Genomic DNA, 17,898 nt, shown 5'->3' with positions numbered 1-17,898 from the left:
TGTACAACGCGGTCCCGGCATGGAAACGAGCCCGGACTTTACGCCGCTGCGACGGCGAGAACGACACCCGGAACGACACGACAAACACCGTCGCATCTTTCGGCCGTTTCCGTTCCCGCCCCATTATCGAACAAACGTACCACCCAGCCTGACCGGGCTGGTGCCGGGTCAGCGCACGGGTTTACCCGGCCGTAAACGACCGGGCTTGCACCCGCAAAGCACAGGTCAAGGGCGTCCGGATCCCCGGCCGGGCGATCCCGGCGCAGCCGGCCCCACTATGATCACCGGGCATGGACAATCTCACCCATACGCTGATCAGCGTCCTGGTCGCGGAGACTGTCCACCGGACCCTGCCGCCGTCGACGGTGCTCAGCGACCGGGCCCGCCGGACCGTTGCGATCACCGTCATGGCGGTCGGTGGCAACCTGCCCGACGCCGACGTCCTCTACACCACCTGGGCCGGCAGCACGCTCGACTACCTGCTGCACCACCGGGGGCACACGCACACCGTACCCGGGGCGCTCGGGTTGTCTCTTCTGCTCTTCGCGGCGGTTCGGCTGTGGTGGTGGCGACGGAAGGTGACACCGTCGGCGGCCGACAACTGGTTCCTGGCCGGGCTGTCGGTGCTGGCGACGCTGCTGCACATCGGGCTCGACTTCACCAACAGTTACGGGGTGCACCCGTTCTGGCCGGTCGACGACCACTGGTACTACGGCGACTCGGTGTTCATCGTCGAACCTCTGCTGTGGGCCTGCGCGGCGGCGCTGCTGTTCGTGCTGCCGGGCCGGATCGGGCGCGTTCTGATCGCGGTGGTGCTGACGGCCGGCCTCGGGCTGAGCTGGTTCACCGGGTTCGTACCGCCGGCATTCGCCGCCCTGCTGACCGCCCTTGTCGCCGGTCTCGCGGCCCTCAGCCGATTCGCTCCGGCGCGGGTGGCGCTCGCCGGCGGCGTCGCCGCCTGGCTGGCGCTGACCGCCACCTTCGTGCTCACCACCCGCAGCGCCCAGAGCCGCATCGAGGCGCTGCTCGCCGAGAGTTTCCCGCAGGCCCGCACCCTCGACGTGGTGCTGACGCCGATGCCGGCGAACCCGGTCTGCCGTGAGCTGCTGGCCGTCCAGACCACCGCGGACCAGTATTTTCTCCGACGTGGGTTCCACTCGTTGGCACCCGGCTGGATCGCCGCCGAACGGTGTGCGGAGCTGTTCCCGTCGGGCGCCGAGCGGACCGCTCCGCTCGTTCCGGTCGCGCAGCCGTCGACCGCCGAGATCGCCTGGGGTGGCGAGCTGGCGCTCCCGGCGGGTCTGCTGCCGGGGCTGGTCGGCGACTACTGCGCGGTCGACGCGCTGCTCCAGTTCGCGCGTGCGCCGTGGGCGGTGGCGGAGGGTGACGGATGGGTCGTCGGTGACCTGCGGTACGACCGCGAGCCCGGACTCGGGATGGCCGAGGTGCGGGTCGGGCCAGCCGAGGACGAGTGCCCGCAACTGCCGGCCCCCTGGATCCCGCCCCGAGAGGACCTCCTGACCGGCGAATGACCCGCCGCCGGCCTGCTCTTTTGTTAGCGTCACACCGGTGTCCAGTGATGACTACACGGGAACCTTCGCGGGTCTCCCGGTCCACCGGTGGGAAGACGGCCCGGCCCCGACCGACCCTACCGCGGTGGCTTGGTGGATCTCCAACGAGTACGCGGGCGGCCAGCTCACCTCGGTCTTCGAGGAGATGATGAAGCTCGCCGGTCCGGCTGGGCCGACCGCCCTGATCTTCGGGGACTGGGGCGAAACGAATTCGACGCCGTTCCCGGTGGACATCCTGACCGGCAACGCGGACCGGCTCAGCGGTCTCCGCGCGTTGTTCATCGCCGACATCGAATCCGAGCAGTGCGAGATCTCCTGGATCCAGCACGGTGACATCACTCCGGTGCTGACGGCCTTCCCGAATCTGCGGAAGCTGCGGGTGCGCGGATCCGACGGTCTCGCGCTGTCCCCGGTGCGGCACGAGAATCTACGTGATCTCGTCCTGGAGAGCGGCGGGCTGCCCGCCCCGGTGGTGCAGGCGGTCGGCGAGTCCGATCTGCCCGCCTTGGAGCATCTGGAGCTCTGGCTGGGTGTCGAGGAGTACGGGGGCGGTGCCAGTGTCGACGACCTCGCGCGGATCCTGTCCGGCCGGTCGCTGCCGGCCCTCAACCGGCTCGGGTTGTGCAACGCCGAGAACGCCGACGAGATCGCGGCCGCCGTCGCCTCGGCGCCGGTGGTCGCCCGGCTGACCGAACTCGACCTGTCGATGGGCACGCTCGGCGATGTCGGGGCGGAGGCACTGATGGCCGGACAGCCGCTCACCCACCTCAAGCGCCTGGTCCTCAACCACCACTTCATGTCATCCGAGGTGGCGCATCGGCTGGTCGACGACCTGCCCGCCGTCGCGGTCGACGTCGAAGACCCGCAGGACGAGGAGGAATGGGGCCGGTACACCGCGGTCAACGAGTGAATCCGGCCCCGTCCCACGTGGATCAGCAGCGGCCCAGGTCCTCCCACTGCTGGGTCCAGCCGGGCTCCGAGCCCTGCGTCCAGTACCTGGCCTTCCACAGGTGCACGCCGTCGCCCGACTTGGGGCCGGACGGGTCGCCGTACCGGCTCCGCTCGTGTTTGACGGTGTTTCCGGTCGTGTAGGTCGCGCTGAACTGCCAGTTCGGGGCGGTCGAGCAGTTGCCGGCGGGTGTCGACGGTGACGGCGAGCCGGGGTTGGACGGTGTCGGCGACGACGGGTTCGACGGCGACGGGTTGGTGCACGGGCCGGAGGTGGCGACCGTGTCGGTGAAGCGGGTGCCGGCGGTCCGGTACGACGCCGTCTGCGAGCCGACCTGGGCCGGGCTGAGCACCTGGTTCTTGGCGAACAGCACCCAGTCGACCTGCTCGATGTAGGTGGACAGCCCGCCGGTGTGGGTGGCCGTGTCGATGAACCACAGGTTCCAGTTGATGGTCATCGTCTGGCGCGGGAAGTACTTGCCGCCGTGGTCGCCGACCTGCACGCCGTCGATCCAGTACACGACGTGCCCGTTGGCGACCTGCGCCACCAGGTCGTGCCAGCCGTCCAGACTCGACCTCTGCTCGGAGTGCAGATTGTCGGCGAACCAGGGCTCGTTGCGGTACGTGTACCAGGTGGTCTGATAGTTGATCGGCCCGGTCTCTCCCCAGCCGCCGTTCGGCAGGTACTCGGAGATGTCGAGTTCGCTGTAGGTGGGGTCGAGGTCGCCGTTGAGCGGGCTGATGGTGAAGAACGTCTGGTTGATGTGGTCGCCGTCGTTGCCGCTGACCGGGGTGTCGGTGAACCGGACCCGGCTGGCGTAGGTGCCCTCCAGGTAGCGCTTCTGGGTCGAGTAGAGCTCGGCGTGGCTGGTCCCGGCGGCGGTGCCGTCGGTGGAGGCGGTCAGCTGCATCACCTTCTGCCCGTTGCTGGTGGGGAAGGTGATCGCGTTCGGCGACCAGTTGGCCCCGGGCACACCCGGTCCGCCCTGGTAGCTGCGCGGGGTCCAGCCGTTGGCGGTCAGTGCCGGGTCGGCGGAGGAGGCGTAGTGGAAGTCGTCGAACAGGTAGCCGCAGTCGGCGGCGGAGGCGGTGCCGGCGTTCATGGCGACCACACCGACGGCCGCCAGGACCGTCGCTGCGGCGCCGCCGAACAGGCGTTTACCGATGGACATGGGCGGAGTCCTCCCTGGGGAAGGGGCCTAGTTTTCATTAAAGCTTGTTGCCGATGAAAATTACGACCGACAAGAGAGCAAGTCAATAATGAATTTCTATACGCCGATCGGCGCGCCGCCCGCCAAGACCGCCCGGGGGTACGGGTCAGGCGCCGCCGGTCAGCGTCGGCAGGACCTTCGCGGTGATGTCGCGCAGCCGGACCACGTCGTCCTCGGTGAGGTGGTCGAACACCAGCCGGCGGACCTCGGTCACGTGCCCGGGCGCGGCCGCCGCGAGCACCGCGAAACCGGCGTCGGTCAGGTGCGCGATCTGGCCGCGCTTGTCGGTCGGGCAGGCCCGCCGGGCCACCCAGCCGCGCTGCTCCAGGGTGGCGACCGCGTGCGAGAGCCGGGTCGTGGTGGTGCCGGCCATCCGGGCCAGCTCGGTCATCCGCATCGCCCGCTCCGGACGGGCGCTCAGCGCCGAGAGGATGTGGTAGTGGGTGTGCGGCAGGCCGGCCTGCTCGCGCAGTTGCTGGTCGAGCGCGGTGGGCATCAGCATCAGGATCTGGGCGAGGTTGAGCCACGCGCCCATCTCGGTGTCGCTGAGCCACTGCGGTTCGTCGGTCACTGCGCCATCCTCGGTGTGTCTGTCGATCGGCAACTGTGCTGGTCAGACGGTGCTGATCAGACGGTGTGGAACGAGCGTTTGGCCAGGCCGATGGAGAACCCGTCGATTGCGGTCGTCACCGCGGCCGCCGGGTCGCTCGATGCGCCGAGGGTGATGAACAGCGGCGTGAAGTGCTCGACTGTCGGATGGGCGTAGGGCATACCCGGCGCCCGGTCCCGGAAGCCGGCCAGCTCGTCGACGTCACCACGGGCCAGCGCGTCGGCCGCCCACGCGTCGAAGTCGGCCGACCAGCCCGGCACCCTGCCCTCCAGCATGGCCCGGGTGAGGAACTGCAGCCCGTGCGTCATGAACCCCGACCCGACCACGAGAACACCCTGCTCGCGCAGCGGCCGTAGCCGTTCGCCGAGGCCGAGCAGGGTGGTCGCGTCGTGGGTGGGGATGCTGAGCTGGAGCACCGGGATGTCGGCCTCCGGATACATCACCTTCAACGGCACCCACGCCCCGTGGTCCAGGCCACGGCTCGAGTTCTCGTGCACGGTCTGCGGCACCAGCGCCTTCACCTGGCGGGCCAGGTCACCGGCGTCCGGGGTGTCGTACCGCATCCGGTAGTAGAGCGGCGCGAACCCGCCGAAGTCGTAGACCAGCTCGGTGCCGGCGCTGCCGGACAGCGCCAGCGGCGCCGACTCCCAGTGCGCGCTGACGATCAGGATCGCGGTCGGCCGGGGCAGATCCCGTGCCCAGGTGTGCAGCTCGGTCATCCAGGCCGGGTCCTCGAAGGTCGGCGGGGCGCCGTGGCTGAGGTAGAGAGCCGGGATCGGCCCGTCGGCGGGTGTCCAGGCCCGGTGCGTGCCGACCGGTGTGACCCGGCCCAGATGCTGCCGGAACGGGTGCGCCGCGGGAATCAGCGCGTCGGCGAGGGTGGTACGGCTCGGGCTCATCCGATCGTCTCCAGGCGAGCGGCGGCCGGCCGCAGGACGTGGCTGTTCACGGCACGGACCTGGTCGGCCAGGTCGGGCAGTTCGAGCACCTCGACACCGTGCCGCCGCAATGTTTCGACGCCGTCGCAGTCGGCGAACAGGATCGGCTCACGCCAGGCCAGCACGCCCCGGCCGACACCGGCGTCCAGGATCAGCCGGGTGCACGTCGCGGGCCGGGACCGGCGGGTGGTGCACGGCTCCAGCGAGGTGTAGAGGGTGGCGCCGGACAGGTCGAGGCCGGGCCGGTCGGCCAGCCGGGCCAGGGCCTCCTCCTCGGCGTGGTGGTGCGGGTGGGTCTCGCCGGTGTAGCCGGTGGCCAGCAGACCCCCGTCGGCGTCGACGATCACCGCGCCCACGGCGTAGCGGTCCGGCACTGCGGGGGCCAGCCGGGACACCCGGATCGCCTCGCTCATCCAGAATCGGTCGGTGGCGGTCATGACGATCTCCCCGGAGCGGCGGGTCCCAGAAACGGCGGTCATGAGGATCTCCCCGGAGCGGCGGGCCCCGGAAGCGGCGGTCATGAGGCGAGCGCCGTGAGCGGCAGGTCGAGGGTGTGCGCGGTGTGGTCACGCTTGGTGGTCAGGTAACGGGCGTTGGCGGCGGACAGGTGCACGCCGGTCGGGATCCGGTCGGTCACCCGTACCCCCAGATCGCCGAGCTGGGTGGCCTTGTCCGGGTTGTTGCTGAGCAGCCGGATCCGCGGTGTGCCGAGAGCGAGCAGCATCTGCGCGGCGGCGGTGTAGTCACGCTCGTCCTCGCCGTGACCGAGCGCCAGGTTGGCCTGGTAGGTGTCGAGGCCGGTGTCCTGGAGGGCGTAGGCGTCGAGCTTCGCGTACAGGCCGATGCCCCGGCCCTCCTGACGCAGGTAGAGCAGGAACCCGCCGGCCGTGGTGATCCGCTCGGCGGCCTCCCGCAGCTGCGGGCCGCAGTCGCAGCGCTCACTGCCGAACACGTCGCCGGTCAGGCACTCGCTGTGCGGGCGGACCAGTGGCGCCTGGCCGCCGCCGGCCGCGAGAGCCACCGCGGAACGCCAGTCGCCGAGCCCGAGAGCCAGGTGCTCACGGCCGTCGGCCAGGCCGGTGAACGTGAAGACCTGCGCCGACGTGGCGTAACCGTCCGGGAACCGTAACGGCACCGTCACCTGCGTACGAATCTGCGCCGTCATCCCGTACCCCCAAGTTGTTGAACTTTCACGGACCAGCATCGTCCGCGAATGTTGAATGATCAATAAAACCTGGCGTGGCAAGAATCACTTGCCGTTGGTGCTTCAACAAACATCCGCTTGTTAAAGCGGTTGTTTGTATTAGAGTGCTGGACATGGTCGAACTCGACACCGCCTTCGCCGCCCTCGGTGACCCCGTCCGGCGGGCCCTGGTGAGCCGCCTGTCCCGGGGTGACGCCACGGTCGGTGAGCTCGCCGAACCCTTCGGCCTCTCCCAGCAGGCGATCTCCCACCATGTCGGGGTGCTACGCCGCAGCGGGCTGATCGAGCAGCGGCGCGAGGGCACCCGGCGGCCCTGCCGGCTGCGGGCCGACAGGCTGTCCGAGCTGGGCGGCTGGATCGCCGAGCAGCGCCGGGCCTGGGACGACCGTCTCGACGCCCTCGACCGGCACCTGGCCGGCGACGAGGACGCGGCAACGGGGACCTCGCGGTGAGCGGGGCCGAGTTGCGGGGTGACGAGCTGATCGCCAGGCGCCGGTTTGCGGCGTCGCCCGAGCGGGTCTGGGCCGCCTTCGTCGAACCCGCCGGGGTCGCCGCCTTCTGGGGCGGGTCACATGCGACGGTGCCGCCCGAGTCGGTGCGGATCGACCTGCGTCCCGGGGGAGAGTTCGCCCTCGACACCCGGGCGCCGGACGGCGCGACCCGGCGACTGCATTTCGTGTACGTGCTGGTCAGCGCCCCGCACGAGCTGGTCTTCGACGAGCCGGTCACTGGGCTCCGCACCACGATCACCATCCGGGCCGCCGGCGCCGGCACCGACCTGACCGTCCACCAGCGCCGCCTTCCGGTCGAGCTGCGGACCGCGCAGGCCGCCGACGGGCTCGCCTCGATCCTCGACGCCCTCGACACCTACCTGGAGAAACGATGAGTCAGCGGCATCTCGTGAACGAGTACTTCGACGGGTTCCGGACCGGTGACCACCCGCGGATTCTGGCCACCCTCACCGACGACGTCACCTGGGTCATCCACGGGCACCGGGTGACCAACGGCAAGGCCGAGTTCGACGGCGAGATCGAGAACCCGGCCTTCACCGGCCACCCCCTCCTCGATGTGGAGCGGGTCCTCGAGGACGGGGCGGTGGTCGTCACCACCGGTGAGGGTCGCGGGGTCAGCGTCGAACACGGTCCGTTCCGGTTCGCCTTCAACGACCTGTTCACGTTCCGTGACGGGCTGATCGCGCGTGTCGACTCGTACGTCGTACCGCTGAATTAGCAGTTCGTGGTGTGCTGGGCGGTGACCGCCGTGCCGTCGTCGGTGGCGGCGACCACCACCGACGTGGGACCGTCGCGGTAGGCGACGCGGTTGGCGTCGTAGGCCGCGAACTGCCGGGCCCCGGCCGGGACCGTGGCGTTCACGCGGGTCGCCAGGCGGCCCGCGTCGACCGGCTCGCTGACCGCCGAAACCGTCACGATCTCCCCGTTCGGGCACTTCAGGCGTTGTTCGGTGAGCCCGGCGGGCCGGGTGCCGACGGTGGCCAGCAGCGAGGTCACGGCAGCGCCGCCCGGGGTGGCCGGATCGGCCGTTCCGGTGCCGACGGATCCGGCGCTGCACTCGCTACGGGCGGTCACCGCCAGCCATCCCGGGCTCAGCCGCCGCACCGACAGCCGCACCGGGCCGACGTCGGCCTGCAACGCCCGGACCCCGGCCACCGCGTCTGACCGGCGGGTGACGTATCGGCCGGTCAGGCCCTGCTCGATCGTGGTGATCAGCGACTCCTCACCGCCCGGATCGGTGTAGAGGTCGGCCTTCGCGGTGAAGACCCGGCCCCGGCGCAGGAACCCGAGCTCGCACTCGGCGGCCGCCACCACCGCACTGACCGTGACGGCGGCGTTCTCACCGGCTGCGACGACGGCGTCCGCGACGGCGGTGTTCATGGTCGCCACCACGTCGCCGACGCGGGGCTGACGGTCGCCGTCCCACCGCCACCACACCGCGAACCCGGCCACCGCGACCAGCAGGGTCACCACGACGGCGGCGATCAGGAGGCGTTTCCCGGGAACCCTCACCGGAGCCAGGACACCAGCTCGTCGATGGGCTTACGGCGTTTGGCGAGTTTCGCCACCGGCACCCCGGGATCGTCGGCCGGGTAACCGACCGTGATCACCCCGGCCAGCGCTACGTCGTCGGGCAGCCCGGCCGCCGTGGACAGCGCGGCCAGCTCCGCCGGGAACGCCGGACTGTAGAAACCACTGGCCAGGCCCTCGTCGGCGGCGGCCAGCTGGAGCAGCGTGAACAGGGCGCCGGCGTCGAACCACCAGAACGGCACCGGCCACGGGATCTCCTCCGCGCCCGGCTCCAGCTTGTCGGCCTCGGTGTACCGCTCGTGGTAGGACGCCTCCCGGATGCCGAGGACCAGCTGCGCCGGCGCCTGCGAGATCCACGGCGGGAAGCCCTTCTCCAGATACCAGGGCTCGGCGACCGCGGCGAGTTCGGCCCGCTTCGCCGGGTCGGTCACCACCACGATGCGGTGGCCCTGGCTGAAGCCGGCGCTCGGGGCCCGGTGCACGACCTTCACGACACGTTCGAGGACCTCGCCGGGGATCGGGTCCGGCCGGTAGTTGCGAACCATCCGCCGCCCGCGGAGAACCTGATGGAATTCGGCCATCCGGCGACGGTAGCGAATCTGCGGGCTACGCGGGGATCAGGCGCAGTCCGTGGCAGGCGGACGCCTCCGCGGTGTGCGAGTGCCGGCCCAGCGTGGCCAGCTGTTCGATCGCGTGCAGGACCTGCTCGTTGGGGCACGGTTTGGTCAGAAGCGCGCAGACGCCGTGCTCGGTGGCTCGTGGGTCGCCGGGGTGCAGTTGCCCGCTGATCACCGCGATCGGGATCTGCGCCGAGCGCTCGTCGCCGCGGACCTCGCGGATCAGCGCCCAGCCGTCCATCCGGGGCATTCCGATGTCGGTGAGCAGCACGTCCGGTGGCGCCTCCCGGATCGCCCGGAGCGCCTCGACGCCGTCGACGGCCCGCGACACCGTGAAGGTGGTCTTCCGGAACATCCGGAGCAGCAGCGCCGCGATGTCCTCGTCGTCCTCGGCGACCAGCAGGACCGTCACGACGGCCTCCCGGACGGCGGCCGGACCGGCCGGCGGCGCGCGCGGCGGGCCTGGGCCGGGGTCAGGGTCGTCCTGGGCCGGGGGTCAGGTCGGTGGTAACCCACAGCCACCCATTATCGTCGCGTCACCCCACCTGGTCGTGACAATCCTGACAATCCGCGCTCACTGGGTGGGCGCAGACAGGCGGATCCCCACCCCGCGGACGGTGTGCAGGTAGCGTGGTTGCGCCGCCCGTTCGCCGAGTTTGCGGCGCAGCCAGGTGACGTGCACGTCGACCGTCTCCAACGACCGGCTCTCCGGCCACACGTCGCCGAGCAGCTGCTGCCGGGAGACCACCGTCCCGGCCCGCTCCATCAGGTACGCGAGCAGGTCGAACTCGAGCCGCGACAGCTGGAGCGCCGTGCCGTCGAGGGACGCCGTGCGCGCCTGCGGGTCGAGCGCCAGCCCGCCCACCACCAGCCCGGCCGCCGTCGGCCCGCGCCCCCGGCGCAGCATCGCCGCGATCCGGGCCTCGATCTGCTCGGCCGAGTACGGCTTGACCACGTAGTCGTCGGCCCCGGCACGCAGCAGCCGGATCATCTCGCTCTCCGCCTCCCGGGCGGTCGCGACCACGATCGGCACCTGCGAGGTGAGCCGGATCCGGCTCAGCACGGCCGCCCCGTCGAGGTCGGGCAGACCCAGGTCGAGCACCACCACATCCGGCTCGCGCGCGGCGACCTCACGCAGGCCGTCGAGGGCGGTCGCGCACAGGCGCACCTCATGGCCGGTAGCGGTGAGTAACCGGCCGATTGCTTCCCGGACATCGACGTCGTCCTCGATCACCAAGACCTGCGGCATTGCGCCAGCGTATCGGTGATGCAGAATGTGCCGATGGGCCGGAGCTGGAGATACGTCGCGGGATGGCTCGCAGTGACGGTAACCGCGGTCACCGTCTCCTGGTTCGGGGTCCGGCTCGGGGTGGCCCCGGCGCTCACCGACGAGCCACCGGTCGCCATCGACGTGAACCGGCGGTACACCGAGATCAGGTTCGGGCTGGCCGAGACCGAGCCGCCGCCGTCACCGAGCCCGTCCAAGGTGCGTCCGTCGCGGACTCCACAACGCACTGTGACGACACGCCCCCCAGCCTCACCGTCGGTGAAGCCCAGTGCGAAGCCGTCACCCACCCCGAGCGTGGAGCCGTCGGCCGTGGACCGGCGGCCGCGGTACCGGGTCTCCGCCGACGGCGGGTCGATCATCGTGGCCTTCTCGTCGACCCGGGTGGACATCGTCGACGCCGACCCGCTGCCCGGCTACACCGCCACCGGCGCCCGGCGCAGCGACACGGTGGTCGTCGCACGCCTGTCCACTCCGGGGCACACGTCGGTCATCACCGCCTACTGGAGCGGCGGCCCGGCGGCGCAGGTCATCGAGGAGTACGGATCCTGATCCGGCCCGGGTATCGACGGTCGTTACCGGGCCGATAGCAATCCTTCCGGTGCCCTTAAGGCAACCGAGGCGAGACTCCCACGGCACACAGAGATCGACTTGAAGCCATGGGAGGATCGTCAGTGAGACGTTCCCGCAGCAGAAAGGCGCTGCGCGTCACCGCGCTGGGCAGCGTCACACTGGTCATGCTCGGCCTGGGGGCGGCGTACAGCGCCGGTTACTCGGGTGCCGGCGAGATCCCGGAGCCGGACTTCTCCGACGGTGGCGCGATCAGCTCCGCGGCCGCCGCCGACCAGTACGTGACCGGTAGGTCCACCGGGTTCACCAAGGACCCGGACGCCACGTACACCCGCCAGTCGGTGACCACCACGGCGCGTGGCCTGAACTACGTGAGCTACTCCCGTACCTACAAGGATCTTCCGGTTTTCGTCGGCGGCGACGTGGTCGTCGTGACCGACGCCAAGGGCGCCGTCAAGGGCGGCACCACGACCGGCGCGGTCGAGGTCGCCACCACCCCCAAGGTGACCGCGGCCAAGGCCGAGAAGGTGTCGCTGCTGATCCACCCGGGCACGGTCAGCGGCGAGCCGAAACTCGGCATCGTCGCGGGTGAGGGCAAGGACCGCCTGGTCTGGGAGGTCGTCATCGAGGGCGACGACAGCCGGGCCCACGCCTACGTCGACGCGCGGACCGGTAAGTACGCGGGCTCATGGGACGAGATCACCGGTGGCACCGGGCAGGGTCACTACGGCGGTCAGGTCACCATCGGCACCACCACCGGGTCCGGCGGGTTCGAGATGCGTGATCCGGCGCGCGGCGGCATGCGGACGCTCAACGACCGCACCGGCCAGATCCTCACCGACGCCGACGACAAGTGGGGCAACGGCGCCGGCAGCGACATCACCACCGGTGGCGTCGACACCCAGTACGCCGGCGGCGTCCTCTGGGACATGCTGAAGGCCAAGTTCAACCGCAACGGCATCGACGGCAACGGCGGCGCCGCGACGATGTTCGTCGGCCTCACCGACGTCAACGCCTTCTACAGCTGCGCCGGTACGGGCGACGCCAGCCGGGACCAGACGAAGTACGGCCGGACCAGCGACGGCGCCCGCCAGGTCAACTCGATCGACGTGGTGGCGCACGAGCTCGGCCACGGCGTTTTCTGCCACACCCCGGGCGGCAGCCGCGGCACCACCAACGAGACGGGCGGCCTGAACGAGGCGACCGGCGACATCTTCGGCACCATGGCCGAGCACTTCGCCGCGAACCCGAACGACCCGCCCGACTTCCTGGTCGGCGAGAAGGTGAACCTCTCCGGCAACGGCCCGATCCGTAACATGTTCAACCCGTCCGCCGCCGGTGACCCGAACTGCTGGTCGACGAAGATCCCGACCACCGAGGTGCACTCCGCCGCCGGGCCGCTCAACCACTGGTTCTACCTGGCCTCCGAGGGGTCCGCCCCGGCCGGCAAACCCGCCAGCACCACCTGCAACGGGTCCAAGGTGACAGGTATCGGCCTGTGGCCGGCCGGTGAGATCTTCTACCACGCGCTGCTGCGCAAGACGTCCGGCTGGACCTACAGCAAGGCCCGCAAGGCCACCCTGGACGCCACCCTCGCCCTGCACCCGAACAGCTGCACCGAGTTCACCGCGATCAAGGCCGCCTGGGACGCCGTCAGCGTGCCCGCCCAGGGCGACCCGACGTGCGCGGTGGCCGCCCCGCAGCCGGCTCCCTCCACCAGCACGACGGCGACGCCTCCCGTTTCGGCGTCGCCGTCGGTCAGCCCCACCCCCGGCCCGACCGCTACCCCGGCGAAGACGGTCGACATCGACGCCTCCGCGCTCCGTGCCGACATCACCGAGTTCGCCCGGATCGCGCAGGCGAACAACGGCAACCGGGCACACGGGTCGGCCGGCTACAAAGCCTCGCTCGACTACCTCAAGCAGCGCCTGGACGTGGCCGGTTACACCACCCGCGTCCAGCAGTTCACCCACGCCGGCAAGACGGGTTACAACCTGATCGCCGATCTGCCCGGGCGTGGCGACCCCAACCGGGTCGTCATGCTCGGGGCGCACCTCGACAGCGTCACCCAGGGTGCTGGCATCAACGACAACGCCTCCGGCTCGGCCGGCATCCTCGAGGTCGCCCTGGCCTATGCCGCCTCCGGTGCGAACGGTGACAAGGGCATCCGGTTCGGCTGGTGGGGCGCCGAGGAGCTGGGCCTGGTCGGATCCAAGGCGTACGTGTCCTCGCTGTCTGCCGGCGAGCGGGCGAGGATCACCGGGTACCTGAACTTCGACATGATCGGCTCGCCGAACCCCGGCTACTTCGTCTACGGCGACGACGCCAAGGGGACGGCCATCGCCGCCGCCCTGAAGGCCGGGTTCACGGCGGAGGGCATCACCTCGCTGTCCACTGACATCAAGGGCCGCTCCGACCACGCCTCGTTCAAGGCCGCAGGCATCCCGACCGGCGGCACCGCGACCTTGAGCCTGGCCCCGGCGATGACCCAGGCCGAGGCCGATCTCTGGGACGGCGAAGCAGGCAAGGCGTACGACCCCTGCTACCACTCCGGCTGTGACGGGGCCGGCAACGTCGACTTCGACGCCCTGGACGCGCACACCGACGTGGCCGCGTACGCCGCCTGGACCCTGACCGGCGTCAAGGCGCCCGCCGAGACCACCTCGACCCGGGTGGAGAACCCGGCCGACTTCGCCGTCAAGGACCGTTCCGCGATCGAGTCGCCGATCACCGTGCAGCGCACCGGCAACGCGCCGGCCGCCCTCAAGGTGGAGGCGAGCATCCGGCACGGGTTCCGCGGCGACCTGGAGATCCACCTGATCGCCCCGGACGGCACCGCGTACCAGCTGAAGAAGTCCAGCCGGTTCGACAGCGCCGACGACGTCAAGCTCGACCAGACCGTCGACGTCTCGGCCGAACAGGCCTCCGGCACCTGGAAGCTGCGAGTCCGCGACCTGTACTCCGGCGATACCGGAACGCTGGACTCCTGGGCCCTGACGTTCTGATCAGGGTCGATCGGGCGTGCCCTGCCTATGGTGGGGCGCGCCCGGTCACGTTATGGTCGGCGGTCCGATGAGACGAAGCTACGTACTGGTCGCGCTGGCCGTCACCACCCTGGTGGCGCTGGCGTTCGTCATCCCGCTGGCGCTGCTCGTGCACAGCGCCGTGCAGGACCGTGCCATGCGCGAGGCCGAACGCCAGGCCCTCGGACTGTCCGCGGTGGTCGTGGTCGCCACCGACCGCGAACTGGTCCTCAACTCGATCATGAGCACCCGGGCGGGCCAGCACGGCGAACTCGCCGCCCACCTGCCCACCCTCGGCACCGTCGGGGTCAGCCGGGCCGGCGACGGCGCGGTCGCCCAGGTCCGTGACCGGGAGACCGCCGGCACGATCGGCATCGACGGCGGACGCGTCTACCTGCGCCCGGTCGCCCTCCCACAGGGGCTGATCGCCGTCATCGAGGTCTTCGTCCCCGGCACGTCACTGCGCGCCGGCGTCGGCACCGCCGTGCTGGTGCTGCTGGTCGAGGCGATCGTGCTGGTCGGCCTCTGCATGTTCCTCGCCGACCGCCTCGCGGCCCGGGTCGTCCGCGCCACCCGCGATCTCGCACGCACCGCCACGAGCTTAGGGGCAGGTCAACTTCATGCGCGGGTACGCCCGAGCGGCCCCCGTGAGATCGAGGAGGTCGGGTCGGCCCTGAACCTGCTGGCCGACCGGTTCCTGGAGCTGCTGGCCAAGGAGCGGGCGCTCGCCGGGAACCTGTCGCACCGCCTGCGGGTGCCGCTGACCGCGCTGCGCCTCAACGCCGAGGCCCTGCCCTCCGGCGACGACCGGGACCGTCAGCTGCGTGTCGTGGACCGGCTCGAACACGAGATCAGCGCCGTGATCAGCGAGGCCGGCCGTCCGCTGGCGGCCCGGCCCCGGCTGCACTGCGACCTGGGCGCGGTGGTCGCCGACCGGACCGGGTTCTGGGGCGCGCTCGCCGAGGACCAGGGGCGCACCTGGCAGGCCGACCCGCCGCCGGAGGGGATCACCGTGCCGGCCGCGTGGTCGCGGGTCACCGAAGCCCTCGACGTGCTGCTCGGCAACGTCTTCCACCACACCGGTGAGGACGCCGCCTGCCGGGTCACCGTCACGCGGGCCGCCGACTCGGCCACGGTGACCGTCGACGACGCCGGGCCCGGTTTCGCCGACCCGGAGGCGGCCCTGGCCCGGGGCGCGAGTGGCGCCGACTCCACCGGCCTGGGCCTGGACATCGCCCAGCGCCTGGCCGCCGACACCGGCGGTTCGTTCACCGTCGGCCGCAACGAGTGGGGCGGCGCCCGGGTGAGCCTCACGCTCGGTGTGGTCTCCGAGGACACCCCGGCCCAGCCCGTGCCCCGCCGCCGCTGGTGGCGCACCTTCGGCGGAGCCCACGCCCACCGGGGCTAAGGCATTCACATACTTCGATCAGACTGTTAGCTTCACGGGACGTGGTTGCGTGACCACCCAGAGTCGGGAGGTTCCCTTGCGCACAACCGTCCGCCGAAGCGCCGCCGTCGCGGCCGCCGCCATCCTCGCCACCCTCGGGCTGTCCACCGGCGCCCAGGCCGCCCCACCCGAAGCCGACGTCCTCGCGGTGCCGGGCGCCGAAGTCGTGAAGGACAGCTACATCGTCGTCCTCAAGTCCGGGAAGATCGCCCGCACCGTGGCCGCCGAACACCAGGCGACGCTGCTCCGTACGTACTCCAAAGTCTTCAATGGTTTCTCGGCGACCATGACGGCGCGCACGGCGCGGCAGGTCGCCGCCCACCCGGACGTCGCGTTCGTGCAGCCCAACGTGATCCACCGGATCTCCGACACGCAGACCAACCCGCCGTCCTACGGCCTGGACCGCATCGACCAGCGCAACCGGCCGGTCAACGCCGCGTACACCTACAACACCACCGCCTCCAACGTGCGCGCCTACATCATCGACACCGGCATCCGCACCTCCCACCAGGACTTCGGCGGCCGCGCGACCAGCGGATTCGACGCCATCGACGGCGGTACGGCCGACGACTGCAACGGCCACGGAACGCACGTCGCCGGAACCGTGGGCGGCACCGCCTACGGGGTCGCCAAGGGCGTGCAGCTCGTCGGCGTGCGGGTGCTGAACTGCGAGGGCAGCGGCACCACCGCCCAGGTCGTGGCCGGGATCGAGTGGGTCACCGCGAACGCCGTCAAGCCCGCCGTCGCCAACATGAGCCTCGGTGGCGGAGCCGACACGGTCCTCGACAACGCGGTCAGCGCGTCCATCACGTCCGGGGTCAGCTACTCGATCGCGGCCGGCAACGGGTTCCTCGGACTGTTCGCCCTGGACGCCTGCACCCAGTCACCGGCCCGGGTCCCGGCCGCGATCACCGTGTCCGCCACCAACAGCAGCGACGCGAAACCGTCCTGGGCCAACCGGGGCACGTGCGTGGACGTGTTCGCGCCCGGCATCAGCATCCCGTCGACGTGGAACACCAGCGACACCGCCACCAACACGATCAGCGGCACGTCGATGGCCACGCCGCACGTGGCCGGGGCGGCGGCCCTCTACCTGGCGACCCACCCGGGTGACACGCCGGCGCAGGTGCAGGCCGCGATCATCGCCAGCGCGACCACCGGGGTGGTGACCAGCCCGGGTTCCGGCTCACCGAACCGCCTGCTCTACACCGCCGCCTTCTGAGCGCCGGCTGCCCGCGAAGCCGGTGTCGGCGGCAGCCGCCGACACCGGCCCGGACCGCCAGCCGTCGCTGAGCGCGGGAATCGGGGTGCCGAAAGGCGCGTCAGCGACGGCTGGCGGTCTTTGGCTTCCGGCCGGCCCGGCAGCGGGTGACCGGGCTGATCCCGCCGCCCGATCGGGCGCCGTTCCCAAGATCAGGATCTTCGGCCCGCCCGTTGTTCCGATGATGGGACAGCCGGACCGGTCGTCGTGTCCGTGATCGGGACGGTCGGCCCGATGGCCGGAGTCCATGTGTCCTGCCGCGGCCGACGCCGGAGTCCTAACGTGGGTGGTGGAGGGATCGACATGAAGATCTGGCTGGTCAACGAGGTGATGACCGCGGACGTGGTGGCGGTCGGGCCGGAGGTGCCGTACCGGGAGCTGATCGTCCTGCTGGCACAGCACCGGATCAACGCGCTTCCGGTCGTGGACGAGGATCGGCGCGTGCTCGGGGTGGTGTCCGAATCGGACCTGCTGCTCAAGATCGAGTTCGCGGGTGCCGGGGAGCCGCGCTGGTTCGAGTTCCGGGGACGGGCACTGCGCCGCAAGGCGGACGCGATGACCGCCGGGGAGCTGATGACCGCGCCGGCCGAGGTGGTCCGCACGACCACCGGGATCCGCACGGCCGCCCGCCGGATGGAACAGGCGCACGTCAAGCAGTTGCCGGTGGTCGACTTCGGCGGGCGGCTGGCCGGCATCGTGAGCCGCGGCGACCTGCTGAAGGAGCACCTGCGTACGGACGCCGAGATCCTCACCGACGTGCGCGCGGCGATCCACGAGATCACCTGGACCGAGAACACCGGCCACGTCGTCGCGGCCGCCGACCGGGGCGCGGTCACGCTGACCGGCCGTTCCGAACGCTGGTCCACCACCGTCCTGGTCGAACGCCTGGTCCGCCAGGTCGCCGGCGTCGTCTCGGTCGACTCGCGGCTGACGTTCGACTTCAACGACCGCGACCTGGTCAAACCGGCGTCGTCGTATTTCGGCGCCTGACCGGCCCGGCCGCGGGTCGCCGACCCGGGTCCGGACCTTCTCCTCCTTCGGGCCGGAACCCGTCACGTCCCCGGCCGGCGGAAACTCGCCGACCGGGGACGCCGTCGGTGCCGGCCGGTGGCCAGCGCGGTCAGTGAAAGCCCGCCGGCCGGCGCGGTCAGTGGAAGCCCGCCTTGGGACG

19 protein-coding genes are annotated in these 17,898 nt (G+C 71.0%); 10 read left to right on the top strand and 9 right to left on the bottom strand.

The annotated features are described in order from the left end of the window. The first annotated feature begins 290 nt into the window (after nt 1-290). A complete protein-coding gene (locus tag AB0E94_RS44405; RefSeq protein ID WP_360339821.1) occupies nt 291-1,532 on the top strand; it encodes a metal-dependent hydrolase in 1,242 nt (413 codons plus the stop codon). Nucleotides 1,533-1,656: 124 nt separating this feature from the next. Then, nucleotides 1,657-2,481 carry an STM4015 family protein gene (locus tag AB0E94_RS44400; protein WP_360339818.1) on the top strand — a complete coding sequence of 275 codons (825 nt, stop codon included), beginning with the start codon at nt 1,657-1,659 and terminating at the stop codon, nt 2,479-2,481. A 22-nt stretch (nt 2,482-2,503) separates the two neighbouring features. Here AB0E94_RS44400 and AB0E94_RS44395 read toward each other — a convergent pair whose 3' ends face one another. The 5 genes from AB0E94_RS44395 to ribA form a co-directional block, all read right to left on the bottom strand. Next, the gene (locus tag AB0E94_RS44395; RefSeq protein WP_360339815.1) at nt 2,504-3,691 is read right to left on the bottom strand and encodes a glycosyl hydrolase; all 1,188 of its coding nucleotides are present in this window, start codon (nt 3,689-3,691) and stop codon (nt 2,504-2,506) included. A 145-nt stretch (nt 3,692-3,836) separates the two neighbouring features. Beyond that, a complete protein-coding gene (locus AB0E94_RS44390; protein WP_360339812.1) occupies nt 3,837-4,301 on the bottom strand; it encodes a MarR family transcriptional regulator in 465 nt (154 codons plus the stop codon). Between the two features lie 56 nt (nt 4,302-4,357). After that, nucleotides 4,358-5,239, bottom strand: coding sequence for a class III extradiol ring-cleavage dioxygenase (locus AB0E94_RS44385; protein ID WP_360339809.1), 882 nt, complete (start codon nt 5,237-5,239; stop codon nt 4,358-4,360). After that, nucleotides 5,236-5,757: a dCMP deaminase gene (locus tag AB0E94_RS44380; protein ID WP_360339806.1), complete on the bottom strand. Its 522-nt coding sequence runs from the start codon at nt 5,755-5,757 to the stop codon at nt 5,236-5,238. Before AB0E94_RS44380 ends, AB0E94_RS44385 begins: the two co-directional genes overlap by 4 nt. Before the next feature lie 38 nt (nt 5,758-5,795). After that, nucleotides 5,796-6,443 (bottom strand): GTP cyclohydrolase II, encoded by a 648-nt coding sequence (gene ribA, locus AB0E94_RS44375; RefSeq protein WP_360339803.1) that lies wholly within the window; start codon nt 6,441-6,443, stop codon nt 5,796-5,798. Between the two features lie 152 nt (nt 6,444-6,595). Between ribA and AB0E94_RS44370 the strand changes: the two genes are divergently transcribed. The 3 genes from AB0E94_RS44370 to AB0E94_RS44360 are packed head-to-tail and all read left to right on the top strand — an operon-like array spanning nt 6,596 to nt 7,712. Then, nucleotides 6,596-6,934 carry a metalloregulator ArsR/SmtB family transcription factor gene (locus AB0E94_RS44370; protein WP_360339800.1) on the top strand — a complete coding sequence of 113 codons (339 nt, stop codon included), beginning with the start codon at nt 6,596-6,598 and terminating at the stop codon, nt 6,932-6,934. Next, nucleotides 6,931-7,368 (top strand): SRPBCC domain-containing protein, encoded by a 438-nt coding sequence (locus tag AB0E94_RS44365; RefSeq protein ID WP_360339797.1) that lies wholly within the window; start codon nt 6,931-6,933, stop codon nt 7,366-7,368. The genes AB0E94_RS44370 and AB0E94_RS44365 overlap by 4 nt, the downstream gene beginning before the upstream one ends. Beyond that, a complete protein-coding gene (locus AB0E94_RS44360) occupies nt 7,365-7,712 on the top strand; it encodes a nuclear transport factor 2 family protein (RefSeq protein ID WP_360339794.1) in 348 nt (115 codons plus the stop codon). Before AB0E94_RS44365 ends, AB0E94_RS44360 begins: the two co-directional genes overlap by 4 nt. Here AB0E94_RS44360 and AB0E94_RS44355 read toward each other — a convergent pair. The 4 genes from AB0E94_RS44355 to AB0E94_RS44340 all read right to left on the bottom strand — a co-directional run bounded on the left by AB0E94_RS44355 (nt 7,709) and on the right by AB0E94_RS44340 (nt 10,390). Further along, nucleotides 7,709-8,506 carry a hypothetical protein gene (locus AB0E94_RS44355; RefSeq protein ID WP_360339791.1) on the bottom strand — a complete coding sequence of 266 codons (798 nt, stop codon included), beginning with the start codon at nt 8,504-8,506 and terminating at the stop codon, nt 7,709-7,711. The genes AB0E94_RS44360 and AB0E94_RS44355 overlap by 4 nt on opposite strands. Beyond that, nucleotides 8,503-9,105 (bottom strand): nitroreductase family protein, encoded by a 603-nt coding sequence (locus AB0E94_RS44350; protein WP_360339788.1) that lies wholly within the window; start codon nt 9,103-9,105, stop codon nt 8,503-8,505. Before AB0E94_RS44350 ends, AB0E94_RS44355 begins: the two co-directional genes overlap by 4 nt. A 25-nt stretch (nt 9,106-9,130) precedes the next feature. Then, nucleotides 9,131-9,553 (bottom strand): response regulator, encoded by a 423-nt coding sequence (locus AB0E94_RS44345; RefSeq protein WP_360339785.1) that lies wholly within the window; start codon nt 9,551-9,553, stop codon nt 9,131-9,133. 162 nt (nt 9,554-9,715) lie between these two features. Further along, complete coding sequence (locus tag AB0E94_RS44340) at nt 9,716-10,390, bottom strand: response regulator transcription factor (RefSeq protein ID WP_360339782.1); 675 nt, start codon at nt 10,388-10,390, stop codon at nt 9,716-9,718. A gap of 72 nt (nt 10,391-10,462) precedes the next feature. On the opposite strand from AB0E94_RS44340, the gene AB0E94_RS44335 reads away from it, so the two are divergent. The 5 genes from AB0E94_RS44335 (at nt 10,463) to AB0E94_RS44315 (ending at nt 17,717) form a co-directional block, all read left to right on the top strand. Then, nucleotides 10,463-10,978: a hypothetical protein gene (locus AB0E94_RS44335; RefSeq protein WP_360339779.1), complete on the top strand. Its 516-nt coding sequence runs from the start codon at nt 10,463-10,465 to the stop codon at nt 10,976-10,978. Between the two features lie 185 nt (nt 10,979-11,163). After that, the gene (locus AB0E94_RS44330; RefSeq protein WP_360339827.1) at nt 11,164-14,001 is read left to right on the top strand and encodes a M28 family peptidase; all 2,838 of its coding nucleotides are present in this window, start codon (nt 11,164-11,166) and stop codon (nt 13,999-14,001) included. Between the two features lie 67 nt (nt 14,002-14,068). After that, nucleotides 14,069-15,427, top strand: coding sequence for a HAMP domain-containing sensor histidine kinase (locus AB0E94_RS44325; protein ID WP_360339776.1), 1,359 nt, complete (start codon nt 14,069-14,071; stop codon nt 15,425-15,427). A 76-nt stretch (nt 15,428-15,503) separates the two neighbouring features. Then, the gene (locus AB0E94_RS44320) at nt 15,504-16,688 is read left to right on the top strand and encodes a S8 family peptidase (RefSeq protein WP_360339773.1); all 1,185 of its coding nucleotides are present in this window, start codon (nt 15,504-15,506) and stop codon (nt 16,686-16,688) included. Nucleotides 16,689-17,030: 342 nt separating this feature from the next. Then, nucleotides 17,031-17,717, top strand: coding sequence for a CBS domain-containing protein (locus AB0E94_RS44315; protein ID WP_360339770.1), 687 nt, complete (start codon nt 17,031-17,033; stop codon nt 17,715-17,717). The last annotated feature ends 181 nt before the right edge of the window (nt 17,718-17,898 follow it).

The organism is Actinoplanes sp. NPDC026670, from assembly GCF_040638175.1.
In the GTDB taxonomy this organism is placed as follows: domain Bacteria; phylum Actinomycetota; class Actinomycetes; order Mycobacteriales; family Micromonosporaceae; genus Actinoplanes.
The sequence above is the reverse complement of the archived record's forward strand: the minus strand, read 5'-3'. Positions and strand labels throughout refer to the sequence as shown.